A 16,334-nucleotide genomic window follows, 5' to 3' on the forward strand; every position below is an offset into this window, starting at 1 on the left:
CGCTCCCTGTTCCCGCCCATCCTCTTCCAGCCCAGGAGGCCCCGTTGGCCCACGCCAATCTCGATGACGTCAAGACCTACCTGCTCGACCTCCAGGAGCGCCTCTGTGCGGGCCTGGCCGCCGAGGATGGCGGCCGCTTCCGCGAGGATGCCTGGGACCGGCCCGAGGGTGGTGGCGGCCGCTCACGGGTGATCGAGCACGGCCGGCTCTTCGAGAAGGGCGGCGTGAACTTCTCCCACGTGTTCGGCGAGCGCCTGCCGCCCTCGGCCACTGCGGCACGGCCGGAGCTCGTCGGGCGCAGCTTCCATGCGGTGGGGGTCTCCTGGGTGCTGCACCCGGAGAACCCCCATGTGCCCACCAGCCATGGCAACGTGCGCTTCATCATCGCCGAGAAGGCGGGGGAAGCCCCCGTCTGGTGGTTCGGCGGCGGCTTCGACCTGACCCCCTACTACCCGGTGCATGAGGACGTGGTGCACTGGCACCGGGTGGCGCGCGATGCCTGCGCCCCCTTTGGCGAGGAGGTCTACCCCCGCTACAAGGCCTGGTGCGATGACTACTTCTACCTGAAGCATCGCGACGAGACTCGCGGCGTCGGCGGGCTCTTCTTCGACGACCTCAACGAGGGCGGCTTCGCGCAGTGCTTCGCCTTCCAGCGCGCCGTGGGCGACGCCTTCCTCGATGCCTACCTGCCCATCGTGCGTCGCCGTCGCGACACGCCCTTCGGCGAGCGGGAGCGCGACTTCCAGCTCTATCGCCGCGGGCGCTACGTGGAGTTCAACCTGGTGTGGGACCGCGGCACCCTGTTCGGGTTGCAGAGCGGCGGGCGCACCGAATCGATCCTGATGTCGCTGCCGCCCCTGGCGCGCTGGGAGTATGACTGGCACCCCGAGCCGGGCAGCCCCGAGGAGGCCCTCTACCGCGACTACCTGCGGCCCCGCGACTGGCTCGGCGAGCCGCACGAGGAGAACGAAGCATGACCGATCGCTACTGCGTCTTCGGCCACCCGGTCGGCCACTCGAAGTCGCCGGCCATCCACGCCGCTTTCGCCGACCAGACCGGTGATGACATCGAGTACGTCGCGATCGAGGCACCGCTGGATGACTTCGCCGGTGCCTGGCGGCGCTTCGTGGCCGAGGGCGGCCGCGGGGCCAACGTCACCGTGCCCTTCAAGGAGGCGGCCTTCCGCCTCTGCGATACCCTCAGCGAACGCGCCCGCCGGTCCGGGGCGGTCAACACCCTGATCCTGGGGGGCAACGGCCTGACATACGGCGATACCACCGACGGGGTCGGCCTGGTGCGCGACCTCGAGCGCCATGGCGTGGCGCTGGCCGGGGCACGGATCCTGGTGCTGGGCGCCGGTGGCGCGGTGCGCGGCGTGCTGGAGCCGCTGCTGGCCGAGGGGCCGGCGAGCCTCTTCGTGGCCAATCGCACGGCGGCGAAGGCCGAGGCCCTGGCCGCTGACTTTCGCGACCTGGGCGAGATCGCCGGTGGCGGCTTCGAGGTGGTGGAAGGGCCCTATGACCTGGTGGTCAACGGTACCAGCGCGAGCCTGGCGGGTGACCTGCCGCCGCTGCCTGACGACCTTTTCGCGCCGGACGCCACCGCCCACGACATGATGTACGGCGCAGGGCCCACGGTCTTCCTGCACTGGGCCGCCGAGCGGGGCGCCCGCACTGTGGATGGCCTGGGCATGCTGGTGGAGCAGGCGGCGGAGTCCTTCTTCCAGTGGCGCGGCAGTCGCCCCGATACCGCCCCGGTGCTGGAGAGCCTAAGGCAGTCGCTCAGCCTCTCTTGACGTGGAGCCTTCAGCGTCTCTTGACGTAGAGCCCCACCATGCACAGCGCCACACCGGCCACCGAGGTCAGCATGCCGCCGTTGACCAGCCAGGGATGGCGGTCGATCCAGGGCACGAAGGGCTGGGCGGTGTCGCGGCAGACGCCCGACCGGTAGTCCCAGTGTCCCTCCTGGACGAGCAGGCAGTCGCGCACGTCGCCCAGTTCCATGAAGTAGGCGCCCATCAACACCAGGATGGGCGCCACCAGCAGCAGCAATCCGAGCTTCAGCATAGGTGTCGAGTCTTCCGTCAGGGGCGCGGGCAGTTGGGCGTGCGGCCGGCGTTGCGCGCCCGCTCGTAGCGGGCCATGGCCTCGCCCATGGCCGCCTCCAGGCCGCCGATGCGCTGGCCGTGGCTGGGGTGGGTGGACATCCAGGCCGGTGGCCGGGCACCGCCCCCGGCGGCCCCCATGTTGTTCCACAGCGCGATGCTGGCCCGCGGGTCAAAGCCGGCGTCGGCCATCAGGGTCAGGCCCAGGGTGTCGGCCTCGCTCTCGTGGCGCCGCGAGAAGGGCAGCAGGATGCCGTACTGGGCCCCCATGCCCAGCGCCGCCATCATGGTCTCGCCCCCGGCGCCCTGCATGCCGGAGGCGGAGGAGATCACCGAGAGGCCGAGCTGGGTGGCGGTCTGGGTGGAGGCGCGCTCGTTGGCATGGCGGGCCAGCACATGGGCGATCTCGTGGCCGATCACCGCGGCGAGCTGGTCCTGGTTCCGGGCGACCTGGAGCAGGCCGGTGTTGATGCCCACATAGCCGCCGGGGAGGGCGAAGGCGTTGGCGTCCTCGGACTCAAAGACCTTGACCTGCCAGTTCTGGTTGCGCTCCCGCTCGGGCAGGGCACGAACCACGGCCTCGGTCACGCACTGCACGTAGCGCAGCGGCGCACCGCCGACCGTCGGCAGCTCCTGCTGATACTGGGCGAAGGCCTGGGCCCCCATCTGGTCAAGCTGCTCGTCGGACATCAGGGTCAGCTGCGAGCGTCCGGTGGGCGAGGTGGTGCAGGCGGCGAGGCTGACGCTCAGGGCGCCTACGGCAAGCAAACGGGTCCAGCGCATGGAGAGCTCCTGTCGGTTCCAGATCACTGAGACTCTGGACGGGGCGTCGAGGTTCGCCACAAGATACCCCGAACGCCGGTGAGGTCAACCGCGAAACATGCACACCCGGAGGAAGCCCATGGACGCCGAGCTGTCGCGTCGTTTGCTCAAGCTGCTGGATCACGTCGAACACTGGCTGCCGCCAGCCCCGCTGGAGGTGGACTGGGAGCGGGATGTCGCCGCCCTCTGGCAGCGCCATGCCCTGGGGGGCCGGCTGCTGCCGGTGCCGCCCCGCGACGCCCTGGCACTCGACGACCTGCTGGGCATCGAGCGCCAGAAGCTGGCGCTGGTCGACAACACCCGCGCCTTCCTGCAGGGCCATCCTGCCAACCACGCCCTGCTGTGGGGCTCGCGAGGCAGCGGCAAGTCGTCGCTGATCCGTGCCCTGCTCAACAGCCTGTCCGGTGAGGGGCTGCGCCTGGTGCAGGTGGACCGCCATGACCTCTCGGCGCTGCCGATGCTGGTGGAGCAGCTGCGCCACCAGCGCCAGCGCTTCGTCGTCTACTGCGACGACCTCTCCTTCGAGGGCCACGACGATGCCTACAAGGCACTGAAGAGCGTGCTGGACGGGGCCCTGACCGGACCGCCGCCCAACGTGCTGCTCTATGCCACCTCCAACCGCCGCCACCTGCTGCCGGAGTCGATGAGCGACAACGAGGGCTCGCGACTGGTGGGCGACGAGCTCCACCACGGCGATGCCGCGGAGGAGAAGATCTCGCTCTCCGACCGCTTCGGCCTGTGGCTGGGCTTCCACCCCTTCAACCAGGACGTCTACCTGGAGGCGTGCTGTCACTGGGTCACCCAGCTGGGGCACCGCGAGGACTGGAACGCCGAGGCCCGCGCCGAGGCGATCCGCTTCGCCACCCTGCGCGGCGGACGCAGCGGCCGCGGCGCCTGGCAGTTCGCCACCCAGTGGGTGGGCCGCCGGCGCCTGCACGGTAAGTAGGAGAAAACTTCAGCAAGATCCCGGCAGCGGGGCTGATCCGGCGGCTGGCCCTACCACTTCCCTACGACCTGTCCCCGGGGCCCCGCTTGTGCTCTGGCGACTAACCCTTTGGAATCAGGCTGCCGTCCTCGCCTACGCCCAGGCGGATGGTGGGGGTGAGCAGGCCGGCGGGCAGGGTCATGCCCAGGCCGCGCAGGTCCCCGGGGGTGATCGCCAGTTCGCTGCCGGCGGGCAGCTCGCCCTGGCGGGCCAGCTGGCTGGCAAGCTCCACCATGGGAGCCAGCTGCTCGCGGCCCCCGCCCAGCAGGTCGAAGGCTACCGGCAGGCGCAGCCGGGCATCGTCGCCCGAGGTCAGGGTCACGTCCTGCTCGTAGTCGCCACTGACCGGCTCCACGCCGGGCATGTCCAGGGTCCAGCGGAAGCCGGCCATCTCCACGGGGGGCATCCCGGTGGGCAACCCCAGGCCCATGGCCAGGGTCGCCTGCAGGGGCAGGCTGCCGGCGCCGAGGCTCGACATCGCCAGGGACATGAGGTCGCTGGTGTCGAGGCGGGCATCCACGGCATAGGGGCCGATGCGCACCTCCTCCACCCCCAGCGAGGTCACGGCCAGGCGGAAGGCGAAGAGGCCGGTCTGGGGAATCGCCAGGCAGCCGCCGAGCAGGGCAGCCAGGCAGAAGGGGGCGAGCAGGCGCCAGCGGCGCGTCAGGCGGCGGAAGAGCATGGTGTGGAAACCTCCGGGAGGGTAGCGATGCTGCATCGCAGCGAAGCGCGTATTTCAGGGCCAGCGGCGCTCCACGTCAAGCCGTCGGGGCCCCTACCGGCCCGCGGCAGAAGCAAGACTGTCGGCGCTCGACGACAGCGCCCGGCGGGTCATGATGACCGGCCGGGCGCGGGGGCATGAAGGGGGAGGGGAGAATGGCTCAGCGGCGACTCCGCCGGGCCTCCTTGGTGCGCCCCAGCTCACGCTTCTTGGCCTTCTCCCGGTCGCTGGCCCCGGCGAGCTGGTCGTAGGGGTTTTCCCCGGACCGGAACTCGAAGCGCATGGGGGTGCCGCGCACCTTGAGCACCTTGCGGAAGGTGTTGGTCAGGTAGCGCTTGTAGGCCTCGGGTAGCGAGCCGGTCTGGTTGCCATGGACGACGATGATCGGCGGGTTGCTGCCGCCCTGGTGGGCCATGCGCAGCTTGATGCGTCGCCCGCGCACCAGGGGCGGCTGGTGGGCCTCCACGGCATCCTGGAGGATGGTGGTCAGGCGATTGGTGGACCAGTGGGCGTTGGCCGAGGCGAAGGCGCGCTCCAGCGACGGGTAGAGGTCCCCCACCCCGGTGCCGTGCAGCGCAGAGATGAAGTGCAGGTCGGCATAGTCGGCGAAGCCCAGGCGACGCTTGATCTCGGCGCGCATCGACTCCTTGGCCTCGTGCTCCAGGCCGTCCCACTTGTTGACCGCCAGCACCAGGGCGCGCCCGCTGGTCAGTACGTAGTCCAGCAGGTGGAGGTCCTGTTCGACGAGGCCGGTGCGGGCGTCGAGCACCACGATGGCCACGTGACACTCCTTGATCGCCTCCAGGGTCTTGATGATCGAGAACTTCTCGGCCACCTCGCGGACGTTCTTGCGGCGCCTGACCCCGGCGGTGTCGACCAGCACGTAGGGCTTGCCGCGACGCTCGAAGGGGATCTCGATGGCGTCGCGGGTGGTGCCGGCCTCGTCGAAGACCACCACCCGTTCCTCGCCGAGCAGGCGGTTGACCAGGGTCGACTTGCCCACGTTGGGGCGGCCGATCACGCCGATGCGGATGCCCTTGGTGCCGGTGTCTGCGGGGATGCTCTCGTCCCGCGCGGGAAAGGGCTCGAGCACCTCCTCGATCAGGGCGGTGACGTTGCGGCCATGGGAGGCGGCGATGGGGTGCGGGTCGCCGAGCCCCAGCTGCCAGAAGTCGGCCATGGCGCTGTGCTCCTCCAGGCCGTCGACCTTGTTGACCACCAGCCAGGTCTTCTTCTGGTTGACCCGCAGGTGGTTGGCGATGGCCTCGTCGGCGACGTTGAGGCCGGCGCGGGCGTCGACCAGGAAGAGCACGATGTCGGCCTCGTCGATGGCCACCAGCGACTGCTCGGCCATGGCCGCATCGATGCCCTCCTCGTCACCGCTGATGCCGCCGGTATCGATCACCGTGTAGGCCTTGTCGCCGAGCATGCCGTTGCCGTACTTGCGGTCGCGGGTCAGCCCCGGGAAGTCCGCCACCAGGGCGTCCCGCGAGCGGGTCAGGCGGTTGAAGAGCGTCGACTTGCCGACATTGGGGCGGCCGACCAGGGCGATCACCGGCGTCATGGGCGAAGCTCCAGGGCTTCCAGGGTGCCGTCGTTGGCCAGCGCATAGATGCGCCGGCGGTCGGTGAGCGGGCGCACGCCGATCCCCGAGCCGTCGACGCGGGCGCGGCCGACGATCTCGCCCTCGCGGGCATCGATCAGGTGCAGGTAGCCCTCGACGTCGCCCACCACCAGGTGGTCGGTGGCATAGGCCGGCGCGGTGAGCGAGCGTCCCTCGAGGGCCTCGTTGCGCCAGATCTCGTTGCCGGTGCCGGCGTCCACGGCAATGACGTGGCTGGCCTCGTCGACCACGAACAGGAAGTCGCCCACCAGGATCGGGGTGTGATAGCTGGAGAGCTCCCGCGACCACTGCACCTCGCCGGAGGGGGCATCGAGGGCGGCCAGGCGGCCGTTGTAGCTGGTCACGAAGAGCCGGCCGTCCTGGGTGAGGACCGGCTGGCCGGCCAGGTCGACCAGCCGGTCGATCTCGCTGCGCCCCTGGGGAATGGCGATGCGGCGCTCCCAGAGCGGCTGGCCGCTGCGGTTGTCCAGCGTCACCAGCCGGCCGTTGGCGAAGCCGGCGAAGGTGACCGGGTCGATCACCGTGGGGGTGCCGGTGCCGCGCAGGGTCAGCGAGGGACGCGGGCCGCTGTAGACCCAGCGTTCGTCGCCGCTCTGGCGGTCCAGGGCGGTGACGCGGCCATCGACGGCCTGCACCACCAGCAGCTGCTGGTTGGCCTGGGGCGCGGCCAGCACCTCGCTGGTGACCCGCGCACGCCACTGGATCTCGCCGTCGGCCTGGTCCAGGGAGAGCACCTCGCCGTTGCGGGTGGCCAGGAAGAGGCTGCCGGCCACGGCGGTCAGGCCGCTGGAGACCGGCGTATCGAGCTCCACCTCCCAGCGGGTCTCGCCGCTGTCGGCATCGAGCGCCTCCACCAGGCCACGGCCATCGGCGGCGAACAGGGTGTCACCGTCCTGGGTTGGCGCCACCGGGTAGCCGGCGTCGCCCAGGCCGTCGCCAACGCGCTCGCGCCACAGGGTCTCCAGCTCGGTGGTGGCCTCCAGGGAGGTGAGCTCCCGTGGGGCGTACTCGGGCTCGGCCTTGCCGGCACAGCCGGCCAGCAGGGCCAGGGCGGCGGTGGCGGCAATCAGCAGGGTCGGTCTCATAGGGTGGCCTCCTCGGCGCCGAGGTCGTCCAGCTTGAGCTGGACGCCATACAGCGGCTGGTCACGTTGCTCGGCGAGGGTCAGGGCCTCGCGCCAGGCCTCACGGGCCCGGTCGGCGCGTCCCAGGGCATGCTGGGCATCGCCGCGCACCTCGGCGCGCTGGGCCGCCAGGGCCTCGGGCACGCCCTCGAGGGTGGTCAGGGCCGTCTCGGCACTGCCCTCGGCGAGCTGCAGGCGGGCCAGGCGCAGGCGCGCCAGGCCCTCGAGGTAGTCGCGTTCGCTGTTCTCGATCACCGCCGCGAGGGCGGCCCGGGCACGCTCCCGGTCACCCGCATCGACGGCCAGGCGGGCGTCGAGCAGCCGCGCCAGGTCGGCATAGAGGGTCTTGCCGTGCTCGTCGGTGATCTCGCCGACCAGCTCGTCGGCCCGCTGTCGGGCATCGTCGTCCAGGTCGTCCCGGCCGGTGAGGTCGAGCAGCTGCTGGTAGCGCATGGAGGCGGCCTCGGCCTTGCCCGCCTGGTAGTCCTGCCAGGCGTTCCAGCCGAACACGCCGGCCGCGGCAATGACCACGCCGGCGATCAGCGAGGTACCGTTCTCCTTCCACCAGCGCTTGATGGCCTCAAGCTGTTCTTCCTCGGTTCTCAGCTCCGCCACGGGCGGTCTCCTCTGATGCAGGTGGCCGTCAGGCGAAGGATTCGCCTTCCAGCAGGGTTGTCAGGGTCTCGGCGAGCCCGGCCTGGGGGAGGCGCTGCTGTTCGCGCTCCTCGCGCAGGAACTTCAGGGTCACGCTGCCCTCGGCCAGCTCGTCCTCGCCGAGCAGCAGGGCCAGGCGGGCGCCGCTGCGGTCGGCCTTCTTGATGCGGCTCTTGAAGCTGCCGCCCCCGCAGTGCAGCTGCAGGCGCAGCTCGGGCAGCGCCTCGCGCAGGCGCTCGCCGAGCAGCAGGGCGGCGGAGGTGGCCGCCTCGCCCATGGGCAGCAGGTAGACGTCCAGCTCGTCGCGGGCGGTGTCGGGCAGCAGTTCCAGGGTGTCGAGCAGCAACACCAGCCGCTCGAGGCCCATGGCGAAGCCCACCGCCGGGGTCGGCTTGCCGCCAAGCTGCTCCACCAGGCCGTCGTAGCGGCCGCCGGCGCACACCGTGCCCTGGCTGCCCAGCGCCGTGGTGGTCCACTCGAAGACGGTGCGGCCGTAGTAGTCCAGGCCGCGTACCAGCCGCGGGTTGATCACGTAGTCGATGCCGGCAGAGTCGAGCAGCGCGCAGAGCTCCTCGAAGTGCACGCGGGAGGCGTCGTCCAGGTGGTCCATCAGCCGCGGCGCGCCATCGAGCATCTCGGCCATGTCGGGGTTCTTGGAGTCGAGGATGCGCATCGGGTTGCTGGTCAGGCGCCGGCGGGAGTCCTCGTCGAGCAGGGCGTGGTGCTGCTCGAAGTAAGCCACCAGGGTGTCGCGGTAGGCGGCACGCGCCTCGGAGGAGCCCAGGGAGTTGAGCTCCAGGGTGACGTGCTCGTAGAGCCCCAGGGCCTTCCACAGGCGGGCCGAGAGCAGGATCGTCTCGGCATCGATGTCCGGCCCCTCGAGGCCGAAGGCCTCCACACCTACCTGGTGGAACTGGCGGTAGCGGCCCTTCTGGGGACGCTCGTGGCGGAACATGGGGCCCTGGTACCAGAGGCGCTGGGTCTGGTTGTGCAGCAGGCCGTGCTCCATGGCGGCGCGCACGCAGCTCGCCGTGCCCTCGGGGCGCAGGGTCAGGCTGTCGCCGTTGCGGTCGTCGAAGGTGTACATCTCCTTCTCGACGATGTCGGTGACCTCGCCGATGGAGCGCTTGAACAGCGCGGTCTGCTCGACGATGGGCGTGCGGATCTCGGCGTAGCCGTAGCGCCGCATCAGCGCCTGGACCTGGCCCTCGACGTACTGCCACAGCGCCGACTGGTCCGGCAGCAGGTCGTTCATGCCACGGATGGCCTGGATCTTCTTCTTGCTTGGCTCGTTCTTGCTGGCTTGGGACTTGCTCAATGCTTGCTCCTTGTCTGCTCGCCGGACGCCATCCGAAGGCTCAGGCGTCCCGGGCGATGACATCCTGTTCGGCCTGTTGCTTCTCGCGCACCTTGTCGCGGATCAGGCGCTCCAGGTCGTCCACCAGGTGGTCGTTGCGCAGCTTGCTCGCCGGCTTGCCGTCGATGTAGACGAGGTTGGCGGGGCTGCCGCCGGTGAGGCCGATATCGCTCTCCTTCGCCTCGCCGGGGCCGTTGACCACGCAGCCAATCACCGAGACGTCCAGCGGGGTCATGACGTCCTCGAGGCGCTCCTCGAGGGCATTCATGGTGCCGATGACGTCGAAGTTCTGGCGCGAGCAGCTCGGGCAGGCGATGAAGTTGATGCCCTTGCTGCGCAGGCGCAGGCTCTTGAGCATGTCGTAGCCGACCTTGATCTCCTCGACCGGGTCGGCGGCAAGCGACACGCGGATGGTGTCGCCGATGCCGTCCATCAGCAGCATGCCCAGCCCGATGGAGGACTTGACGGTCCCCGAGCGCAGCCCGCCGGCCTCGGTGATGCCGAGGTGCAGCGGCTGCTCGATGCGTGTGGCCAGGTCGCGGTAGGCGGCCACCGCCATGAAGACGTCGGAGGCCTTGACGCTGACCTTGAAGTCGGGAAAGTCGAGGCGATCCAGGTGGTCGATATGGCGCATCGCCGACTCGACCAGGGCCGCGGGGGTGGGCTCGCCGTACTTCTTCTGCAGGTCCTTCTCCAGGGAGCCGGCGTTGACGCCGATGCGGATCGGGATGCCGTTGTCGCGGGCGGCCGAGACCACGGCGCGCACGCGCTCTTCCCTGCCGATGTTGCCGGGGTTGATGCGCAGGCAGTCGACGCCGAGTTCGGCGACGCGCAGGGCGATCTTGTAGTCGAAGTGGATATCGGCGACCAGCGGGACCTCGACCTCACGCTTGATGCGGCCGAAGGCCTCCGCGGCGTCCATGTCGGGGACCGAGACGCGCACGATGTCGGCGCCGGCGGCCTCGAGCTGGCGGATCTGCGCCACGGTGGCGGCCACGTCCAGGGTATCGGTGTTGGTCATGCTCTGGACGGAGATGGGGGCATCGCCCCCGACCGGCACCTTGCCGACATGGATCTGGCGCGACTTGCGACGAACGATGGGGGATTGTGCGTGCATGGTGACGGAATCATTCTCCCAGGGTGAAGCGGGCGACGTTGTTGGCACCGGCGCGGGCCGCGAGGTCCACGGGCTCGCCTTGCCAGACCAGCTCGACGCCGGTGGCGTTGCCCACGGTCAGGCGGAACGGCGGTTCGCCTTCGACGCGTGCCGTGGTGCCGGGTTCCTGGAGGCCAACGAAGACGCGCTCGTTGCTGGCGTCGAAGATCTCGGTCCAGGACTGCTCGTTGAAGGTCAGCTCCAGCACCCGCCTGTCGGCGGCTGTCGCCTCGGCGGGGCTCCCGTTCTCGGGGGCCGCCTCGGCGGTGGTGTCTGGCTCGGCCTCCGTGGCCGCCTCGTCATCGCTGGCGGCGGTGTCGTCGGCAGCGCTCTCGTCCTCGGTCGGTGCCGGCGCTTCGGCGGCCTCGTCGGCGGCCGGCGCCGGTGTTTCGGCATCGTCCGGCGCGTCCACGGCGGGGGCGTCCTCGACCAGGCCGAGGTCGCTCTCCTCCTCGGGCAGTGGCGGCAGGGAGGCGTCGCCGCGGGTATCGTCCTCGGTGATAGTGGTGCTGCCATCCAGGCTATCCACCGACACCGGCCCACTGTCGCCGGGGGCGGGTGGCTGGCTGCCGCCGCGGCTCTGCCACCACATCAGCGTCAGGCCGATCAGGCCGGCGACCACCAGCACGGTGACCAGGCGGAACAGCCAGGCGCCGAGCTTCGAGGGCGGCCGGGTGACCTGCACCGGGGTGATGCGGTGCTCGGTCTCCTGGCTGCCGAAGCGTGCCTTGTAGGCCTCGAGGACGGGGCGGTCGTCGATGCCGAGCAGGTGAGCATAGCTGCGCAGGTAGCCGCGGCGATAGGCGGCCACCGGCACTTCCTCGTAGCTGTCGCCCTCAAGCCCCTGGATCACCGCCGGACGCAGGTTCAGGGCGGCGGCGACCTCCTCGCGGTCGAGGCCCTGGGCCTCGCGCTCGCGGCGCAGCATCTCGCCCGGGGAGGCCTGGCGTGGCGCGGTCTCGGCGGCATCATCGGTGTGAATGTCGCTCATGGCTGAGCATCCTTCGTCAGAAAACGGTGGTCAGGGCCCGGCACGGGATCACTCCAGCTGGTCGGCATAGAAGCTGGCGGTGGCCGGGTCGCCGCGATCCCGGGCGATGTCGCGGGCCAGGCGCAGGGCCTCGGCCCGGGGGCCGGCCAGGCGCATGTAGGTCTCGAGCTGCTGCTCGGCGCGCTCGAGGTTGCCCTGGGCGTACTCGAGCTCGGCCGTCAGCAGGTAGCTGCGCGGGCGGCGCGGCGCGATGGCCTGGGCGCGGGCCAGGCTCTCGCGGGCGGCCGCGACGTCGCCCATCTCGAGCCGGCACTGCCCGAGGTTGGCGAACAGCTGCGCCCGGTTGTCGTACTGGGTATCGCGGGAGGCCTGCTCGAGCTGCTCGCAGGCCTCATCGAGGCGGCCACGATCATACAGGAATGCGGCGTAGTTGTTGCGTGCCCGGGTGAACGAGGGGTCGGCCTCGAGGGCGCGCCGGAAGGTCTCGTCGGCAAGCCCGGCCTCGCCCTGGCGCTGGTGGACCATGGCCATGGCCTGCAGGGCCTCGGCATCCCGGGGATCGATCTCCAGGGCGCGGTCCAGGGCATTCATGGCGCGGGGGAGGTTGTCGCGCTCGAGGTAGGCGACGCCCAGACGGGTATAGGCATCGGAGGCCTCGTTGTCGCTGCCCCCGGGCAGGTTGGTCTGGGTGGCGCAACCGGCCAGCCACAGCGAGCCCAGCAGCATGGTGGCGGCGGGTATCTGCCTCAGGCCGATCATGCGCGGGCGACGGGTCATGGCATCCTCTCCAGGTGGGCACGGAACCGGTGACCGCGGGTGGCTGGCGACACGCGGCCGAGGGTGAAAAAAGGCCCGTCCATCAAAGCGCCGAGCCCTGTTGAAGTCAAGGTGACCCCCGCTCAGTCGGCGTCGATCTGGATGGACTGGATATAGCGCGCGTGGCGCTTGGTGCGATCCTTCACCCTGCCCACCAGCTGGCCGCAGGCGGCATCGATGTCGTCGCCGCGGGTGGTGCGGATCGGCGCCGTGTAGCCCAGCTCATAGAGCCACTGCTGGAAGCGCACCACCTGGTTGCGCGACGGCTTCTCGTAGCCCGAGTGCGGGAAGGGGTTGAACGGGATCAGGTTGATCTTGCACGGCAGCTCCTCGAGCAGGGCGGCGAGCTGCTCGGCGTGTTCCTGCTGGTCGTTGACGTCCTTGATCACCGTGTACTCGATGGTCACCATCCGCGTGTCGTGGCACTTGGCCAGGTAGCGGTGGCAGGCGTCGAGCAGGGTGCGGATGTTGTACTTGCGGTTCAGCGGTACCAGCTCGTTGCGCAGCTCGTCGTTGGCGGCATGCAGCGAGATGGCCAGGCTCACGTCGAGCTCGTCGCCGAGCCTGTCGAGCATCGGCACCACCCCGGAGGTGGAGAGCGTGACGCGGCGCTTGGAGAGGCCGTAGCCGTCGTCGTCGAGCATCAGCTTCATCGCCGGGACGACGTTGTCATAGTTCAGCAGCGGCTCGCCCATGCCCATCATCACCACGTTGGTGACGGGGCGATGCGCGGTGTCGCGGCGTGGCCCCACGGAGCGCTGGGCCACCCACACCTGGCCGATGATCTCGGCGGCGGTGAGGTTGCGCTGGAAGCCCTGCTTGCCGGTGGAGCAGAAGCTGCAGTCCAGCGAGCAGCCGACCTGGGAGGAGACGCACAGGGTGCGCCGCTTGCCGTTGTCGGCGGGGATCAGCACCGTCTCCACGTAGCTGCCGTCCTCCACTTCAAGCACCCACTTGCGGGTGCCGTCGCTGGAGGTGCCCTCGTAGACCACGCCCGGGCCGCGGATCTCGGCGACCTCGGCCAGGCGCGAGCGCAGCGCCTTGGAGAGGTTGGTCATGGCGGCGAAGTCATCGCAGCCCTCGATGTGGATCCACTTCATCACCTGGGCGGCACGGAACTTCTTCTCGCCGATGGAGAGGAAGAAGGCTTCCATCTCCTCGCGGGTCATGCCGAGCAGGTTGGTGAGACGGGGAGCAGTGGTGGCAGTCATGGCGGTCAGCGAGTCGTTGGGGCAGGGGCGGGGGTGAGGCCACCCCCGCGGGAGAGGCGTGATCAGCCGCGCGGGCAGATCTCGTCCGCCTCGAAGAAATAGGCAATCTCGCGCTCGGCGGACTCGGGGGAGTCGGAGCCATGCACGGCGTTGGCGTCGATGGTCTCGGCGAAGTCGGCACGGATGGTGCCCGGCGCCGCTTCCTTGGGGTTGGTGGCACCCATCAGGTCACGGTTCTTGGCGATGGCGTCCTCGCCCTCGAGCACCTGCACGATCACCGGTCCGGAGGTCATGAAGCCGACCAGGTCCTTGAAGAAGGGGCGCTCCTTGTGCTCGGCATAGAAGCCACCGGCCTTCTCCTCGGAGAGCTGGAGCATCTTGGCGGCCACGATCTTCAGGCCGCCCTTCTCGAAGCGGCTCTCGATCTCGCCGATCACGTTCTTGGCGACGGCATCGGGCTTGATGATGGACAGGGTGCGCTGGTTGGCCATGGGGGCATGTCTCCGGTTGGTTGGACAATGAAGTGCGATGGATGCAGCTTTGATGGATAGCGCCGCGCCGCCCCTGGCTCCCCGGGGGAGAGGGCGGCGCGGCGGATCGGATCATGGGCCGGCGGGCGGCGGTTCGGCAGCGTGCGCCGACTGGGCGGGGAGTATAACGCCCCCGGACGGCGTTGAACAATCGTTCAGACGCTGAAGCTCTCGCCGCAGCCGCACTGGTCCTTGACGTTGGGGTTGTTGAAGCGGAAGAAGCGGTTGAGCCCCTCCGAGACGTAGTCGACTTCGCTGCCATCGAGCATTTCCAGGGCCTCGGGGGCGACGAAGACCGTCACGCCGTGCTCCTCGAAGGTCACGTCGTCGTTGGCCGCCTCGTCGGCGAAGTCGAGCACGTAGCTGTAGCCGGAGCAGCCGCTGGGCTTGACCGAGACCCGCAGGCCAAGGCCGTGGCCCCGCTCGTCGAGCACCCGGTGGATCTGCTCGGCGGCGGCAGTGGTGATCGAAAGGTGCGCCATGGTCTCTCTCCTGAACGTGGTAGGGTCAGACCGCCCGGCGACGCAGCCCGTCAAGGGCGTGTCGCAGGGCATCCAGTGTGCGATCGATATCGGCCTCGGTGGTGAAGCGGCCGAAGCTGAAGCGCAGCGAGGCCAGCGCCAGGGGGCGCGGCAGGCCGATGCCCTTCAGTACATAGGAGGGCTCGACGCTCGCCGAGTTGCAGGCCGAGCCGGTGGAGAGCGCGATATCACGCAGCGCCATCAGCAGCGACTCGCCCTCGACCCCCGCGAAGGCCAGGTTGAGGATGTTGGGGACCGCCACCTCGACCGCGGTGTTGCGGTGGATACCGTCGAGATCGCCGAGGCCCTCGAGCAGGCGGTCGCGCAGCGCGGTGATGCGGGCCTGGTCGGCCTCGCCTTCGGCGGCGGCGATGGCGAAGGCCTCGCCCATGCCGGCGATCTGGTGGGTGGCGAGGGTGCCCGAGCGCATGCCGCGCTCGTGGCCGCCGCCGTGGATCAGCGCCTCCAGCCGGAGGTCGGGGCTGCGCCGCACGTAGAGGGCGCCGATGCCCTTGGGGCCGTAGGCCTTGTGCCCCGAGAGCGACATCAGGTCGATGCCGAGCCGGCCGACGTCCAGCGGCAGGCGGCCCACCGCCTGGGCGGCATCCACGTGGAAGGTGGCCCCGGAGGCATGGGCCACCTCGGCCAGTGCCGCCAGGTCGTGGATCACGCCCAGCTCGTTGTTCACGGCCATCAGCGAGACCAGCACGGTGTCGTCGCGCATCGCCTCGCGCAGCTGCGCCGGGCTGATCCGCCCGTCACGGTCCGGCGTCAGCCAGGTCACCTCGAAGCCCTCGGCCTCCAGCGCCTTGGCGGTGTCGACCACTGCCTTGTGCTCGATGATGGAGGTCACCAGGTGGCGGCCACGGGCCCGGTTGGCGCGCATGAAGCCGATCAGCGCCAGGTTGTCGGCCTCGGTGGCGCCGCTGGTCCAGACGATCTCGCGGGGGTCGGCCGCGATCAGGTCGGCGACCTGGCGGCGGGCGCTCTCCACGGCCTGCTCCGCCTGCCAGCCGAGCATGTGGCTGCGCGAGGCGGGGTTGGCGAAGATGCCGTCGAGGGTCAGGTAGTGGCTCATGACCTCCGCAACCCGCGGGTCGACCGGGGTGGTGGCGGCATAATCGAGGTAGACGGGTGCGCTCATGGGCTCGCTGTTCTGGTTGTCGAATCGGGACTGTGGGGTCGGGGCTATGCTAGCGGGTGCCAAGAGCGGCGGTTCAGGTGGTGGAGGCCAGGATGCCGTCGTCCCGCCGGCCGCGCTGGCGGCTGGCGATGGCCTGGATCTCCCCGCGCCCGGCCAGCTGGGCCAGGGTGACGTCCTGGAGGAAGTCATGGATGTGCTCGGAGAGCTCGCACCACAGATGGTGGGTCAGGCAGGTGTCGCCCTGCTGGCAATCCGAGAGGCCGCCGCAGCGGGTGGTGTCCACGGACTCGTTCACCGCCTCGATGACCTGGGCCACGGTGATGCCCTCCGGCGCCTGGGCCAGCAGGTAGCCGCCGCCCGGCCCTCGCACGCTGTCCACCAGCTTGGCGCGCCGCAGCCGAGCGAACAGCTGCTCCAGGTAGGAGAGCGAGATCTCCTGGCGCTTCGAGATGTCGGCGAGGCAGATGGGGCCGGTGTCGGCATTCATGGCCAGGTCGAGCATGGCGGTGACGGCGTAGCGTCCCTTGGTGGTCAGGCGCATGAGGAACTCACCTCGGCACCGACACGCGGGTCGG

The 16,334-nt window shown here is 70.0% G+C and carries 18 protein-coding genes; 3 read left to right on the forward strand and 15 right to left on the reverse strand.

The genetic code is table 11. The features are described 5' to 3' along the window. Positions 1 to 44 precede the first annotated feature (44 nt). Positions 45 to 977, forward strand: a complete 933-nt coding sequence (gene hemF, locus P8934_RS02030) for an oxygen-dependent coproporphyrinogen oxidase (RefSeq protein WP_278032689.1) — start codon at positions 45 to 47, stop codon at positions 975 to 977. Beyond that, entirely contained in the window at positions 974 to 1,795 is an 822-nt protein-coding gene (gene aroE / locus P8934_RS02035; RefSeq protein WP_278032690.1) for a shikimate dehydrogenase, read from the forward strand. Before hemF ends, aroE begins: the two co-directional genes overlap by 4 nt. A 10-nt stretch (positions 1,796 to 1,805) precedes the next feature. On the opposite strand, the gene P8934_RS02040 is transcribed toward aroE, so the two are convergent. Both P8934_RS02040 and P8934_RS02045 read right to left on the reverse strand, forming a co-directional pair. Beyond that, positions 1,806 to 2,066: a hypothetical protein gene (locus tag P8934_RS02040; protein ID WP_133637000.1), complete on the reverse strand. Its 261-nt coding sequence runs from the start codon at positions 2,064 to 2,066 to the stop codon at positions 1,806 to 1,808. Positions 2,067 to 2,083: 17 nt separating this feature from the next. Further along, the gene (locus tag P8934_RS02045; RefSeq protein ID WP_278032691.1) at positions 2,084 to 2,887 is read right to left on the reverse strand and encodes a M48 family metallopeptidase; all 804 of its coding nucleotides are present in this window, start codon (positions 2,885 to 2,887) and stop codon (positions 2,084 to 2,086) included. A 118-nt stretch (positions 2,888 to 3,005) separates the two neighbouring features. On the opposite strand from P8934_RS02045, the gene P8934_RS02050 reads away from it, so the two are divergent. Continuing rightward, positions 3,006 to 3,872, forward strand: coding sequence for an ATP-binding protein (locus tag P8934_RS02050; RefSeq protein WP_278032692.1), 867 nt, complete (start codon positions 3,006 to 3,008; stop codon positions 3,870 to 3,872). 100 nt (positions 3,873 to 3,972) lie between these two features. Here the strand turns inward: P8934_RS02050 and P8934_RS02055 are convergent, their stop codons facing one another. The 13 genes from P8934_RS02055 to iscR form a co-directional block, all read right to left on the reverse strand. Continuing rightward, complete coding sequence (locus P8934_RS02055) at positions 3,973 to 4,593, reverse strand: hypothetical protein (RefSeq protein WP_278032693.1); 621 nt, start codon at positions 4,591 to 4,593, stop codon at positions 3,973 to 3,975. A gap of 199 nt (positions 4,594 to 4,792) precedes the next feature. Further along, a complete protein-coding gene (gene der, locus P8934_RS02060) occupies positions 4,793 to 6,196 on the reverse strand; it encodes a ribosome biogenesis GTPase Der (protein WP_278032694.1) in 1,404 nt (467 codons plus the stop codon). Continuing rightward, a complete protein-coding gene (gene bamB, locus P8934_RS02065; RefSeq protein ID WP_278032695.1) occupies positions 6,193 to 7,341 on the reverse strand; it encodes an outer membrane protein assembly factor BamB in 1,149 nt (382 codons plus the stop codon). Before bamB ends, der begins: the two co-directional genes overlap by 4 nt. Continuing rightward, positions 7,338 to 7,994, reverse strand: coding sequence for a tetratricopeptide repeat protein (locus P8934_RS02070; RefSeq protein ID WP_278032696.1), 657 nt, complete (start codon positions 7,992 to 7,994; stop codon positions 7,338 to 7,340). Before P8934_RS02070 ends, bamB begins: the two co-directional genes overlap by 4 nt. Before the next feature lie 28 nt (positions 7,995 to 8,022). Beyond that, positions 8,023 to 9,351 carry a histidine--tRNA ligase gene (hisS, locus tag P8934_RS02075; RefSeq protein ID WP_278032697.1) on the reverse strand — a complete coding sequence of 443 codons (1,329 nt, stop codon included), beginning with the start codon at positions 9,349 to 9,351 and terminating at the stop codon, positions 8,023 to 8,025. 40 nt (positions 9,352 to 9,391) lie between these two features. After that, positions 9,392 to 10,507, reverse strand: a complete 1,116-nt coding sequence (gene ispG, locus P8934_RS02080) for a flavodoxin-dependent (E)-4-hydroxy-3-methylbut-2-enyl-diphosphate synthase (protein WP_133636982.1) — start codon at positions 10,505 to 10,507, stop codon at positions 9,392 to 9,394. A 10-nt stretch (positions 10,508 to 10,517) separates the two neighbouring features. After that, positions 10,518 to 11,537 (reverse strand): RodZ domain-containing protein, encoded by a 1,020-nt coding sequence (locus P8934_RS02085; RefSeq protein ID WP_278032698.1) that lies wholly within the window; start codon positions 11,535 to 11,537, stop codon positions 10,518 to 10,520. A gap of 48 nt (positions 11,538 to 11,585) precedes the next feature. Further along, entirely contained in the window at positions 11,586 to 12,314 is a 729-nt protein-coding gene (pilW, locus tag P8934_RS02090) for a type IV pilus biogenesis/stability protein PilW (protein ID WP_278032699.1), read from the reverse strand. Positions 12,315 to 12,436: 122 nt separating this feature from the next. Continuing rightward, positions 12,437 to 13,564, reverse strand: a complete 1,128-nt coding sequence (gene rlmN / locus P8934_RS02095; protein ID WP_106231846.1) for a 23S rRNA (adenine(2503)-C(2))-methyltransferase RlmN — start codon at positions 13,562 to 13,564, stop codon at positions 12,437 to 12,439. Between the two features lie 62 nt (positions 13,565 to 13,626). Continuing rightward, on the reverse strand, positions 13,627 to 14,055 hold the full coding sequence (ndk, locus tag P8934_RS02100) for a nucleoside-diphosphate kinase (protein WP_133636974.1): 429 nt from the start codon (positions 14,053 to 14,055) through the stop codon (positions 13,627 to 13,629). 194 nt (positions 14,056 to 14,249) lie between these two features. Next, entirely contained in the window at positions 14,250 to 14,576 is a 327-nt protein-coding gene (locus P8934_RS02105) for an iron-sulfur cluster assembly accessory protein (RefSeq protein WP_106231851.1), read from the reverse strand. Positions 14,577 to 14,601: 25 nt separating this feature from the next. Continuing rightward, positions 14,602 to 15,759 carry an IscS subfamily cysteine desulfurase gene (locus P8934_RS02110; protein ID WP_278032700.1) on the reverse strand — a complete coding sequence of 386 codons (1,158 nt, stop codon included), beginning with the start codon at positions 15,757 to 15,759 and terminating at the stop codon, positions 14,602 to 14,604. A gap of 73 nt (positions 15,760 to 15,832) precedes the next feature. Further along, positions 15,833 to 16,300 carry a Fe-S cluster assembly transcriptional regulator IscR gene (gene iscR / locus P8934_RS02115; RefSeq protein WP_278032701.1) on the reverse strand — a complete coding sequence of 156 codons (468 nt, stop codon included), beginning with the start codon at positions 16,298 to 16,300 and terminating at the stop codon, positions 15,833 to 15,835. Positions 16,301 to 16,334 lie beyond the last annotated feature (34 nt).

This window comes from Halomonas sp. CKK8, assembly GCF_029625235.1.
Taxonomy (GTDB): Bacteria; Pseudomonadota; Gammaproteobacteria; order Pseudomonadales; family Halomonadaceae; genus Halomonas; species Halomonas ventosae.

Excerpts from the sequence above, each read along its gene's own strand:
- aroE (WP_278032690.1), top strand. The coding sequence starts at position 974 with ATGACCGATCGCTACTGCGTCTTCGGCCACCCGGTCGGCCACTCGAAG.
- P8934_RS02040 (WP_133637000.1), bottom strand. The coding sequence starts at position 2,066 with ATGCTGAAGCTCGGATTGCTGCTGCTGGTGGCGCCCATCCTGGTGTTG.
- P8934_RS02045 (WP_278032691.1), bottom strand. The coding sequence starts at position 2,887 with ATGCGCTGGACCCGTTTGCTTGCCGTAGGCGCCCTGAGCGTCAGCCTC.
- P8934_RS02050 (WP_278032692.1), top strand. The coding sequence starts at position 3,006 with ATGGACGCCGAGCTGTCGCGTCGTTTGCTCAAGCTGCTGGATCACGTC.
- P8934_RS02055 (WP_278032693.1), bottom strand. The coding sequence starts at position 4,593 with ATGCTCTTCCGCCGCCTGACGCGCCGCTGGCGCCTGCTCGCCCCCTTC.
- der (WP_278032694.1), bottom strand. The coding sequence starts at position 6,196 with ATGACGCCGGTGATCGCCCTGGTCGGCCGCCCCAATGTCGGCAAGTCG.
- bamB (WP_278032695.1), bottom strand. The coding sequence starts at position 7,341 with ATGAGACCGACCCTGCTGATTGCCGCCACCGCCGCCCTGGCCCTGCTG.
- ispG (WP_133636982.1), bottom strand. The coding sequence starts at position 10,507 with ATGCACGCACAATCCCCCATCGTTCGTCGCAAGTCGCGCCAGATCCAT.
- P8934_RS02085 (WP_278032698.1), bottom strand. The coding sequence starts at position 11,537 with ATGAGCGACATTCACACCGATGATGCCGCCGAGACCGCGCCACGCCAG.
- pilW (WP_278032699.1), bottom strand. The coding sequence starts at position 12,314 with ATGACCCGTCGCCCGCGCATGATCGGCCTGAGGCAGATACCCGCCGCC.
- rlmN (WP_106231846.1), bottom strand. The coding sequence starts at position 13,564 with ATGACTGCCACCACTGCTCCCCGTCTCACCAACCTGCTCGGCATGACC.
- ndk (WP_133636974.1), bottom strand. The coding sequence starts at position 14,055 with ATGGCCAACCAGCGCACCCTGTCCATCATCAAGCCCGATGCCGTCGCC.
- P8934_RS02105 (WP_106231851.1), bottom strand. The coding sequence starts at position 14,576 with ATGGCGCACCTTTCGATCACCACTGCCGCCGCCGAGCAGATCCACCGG.
- P8934_RS02110 (WP_278032700.1), bottom strand. The coding sequence starts at position 15,759 with ATGAGCGCACCCGTCTACCTCGATTATGCCGCCACCACCCCGGTCGAC.
- iscR (WP_278032701.1), bottom strand. The coding sequence starts at position 16,300 with ATGCGCCTGACCACCAAGGGACGCTACGCCGTCACCGCCATGCTCGAC.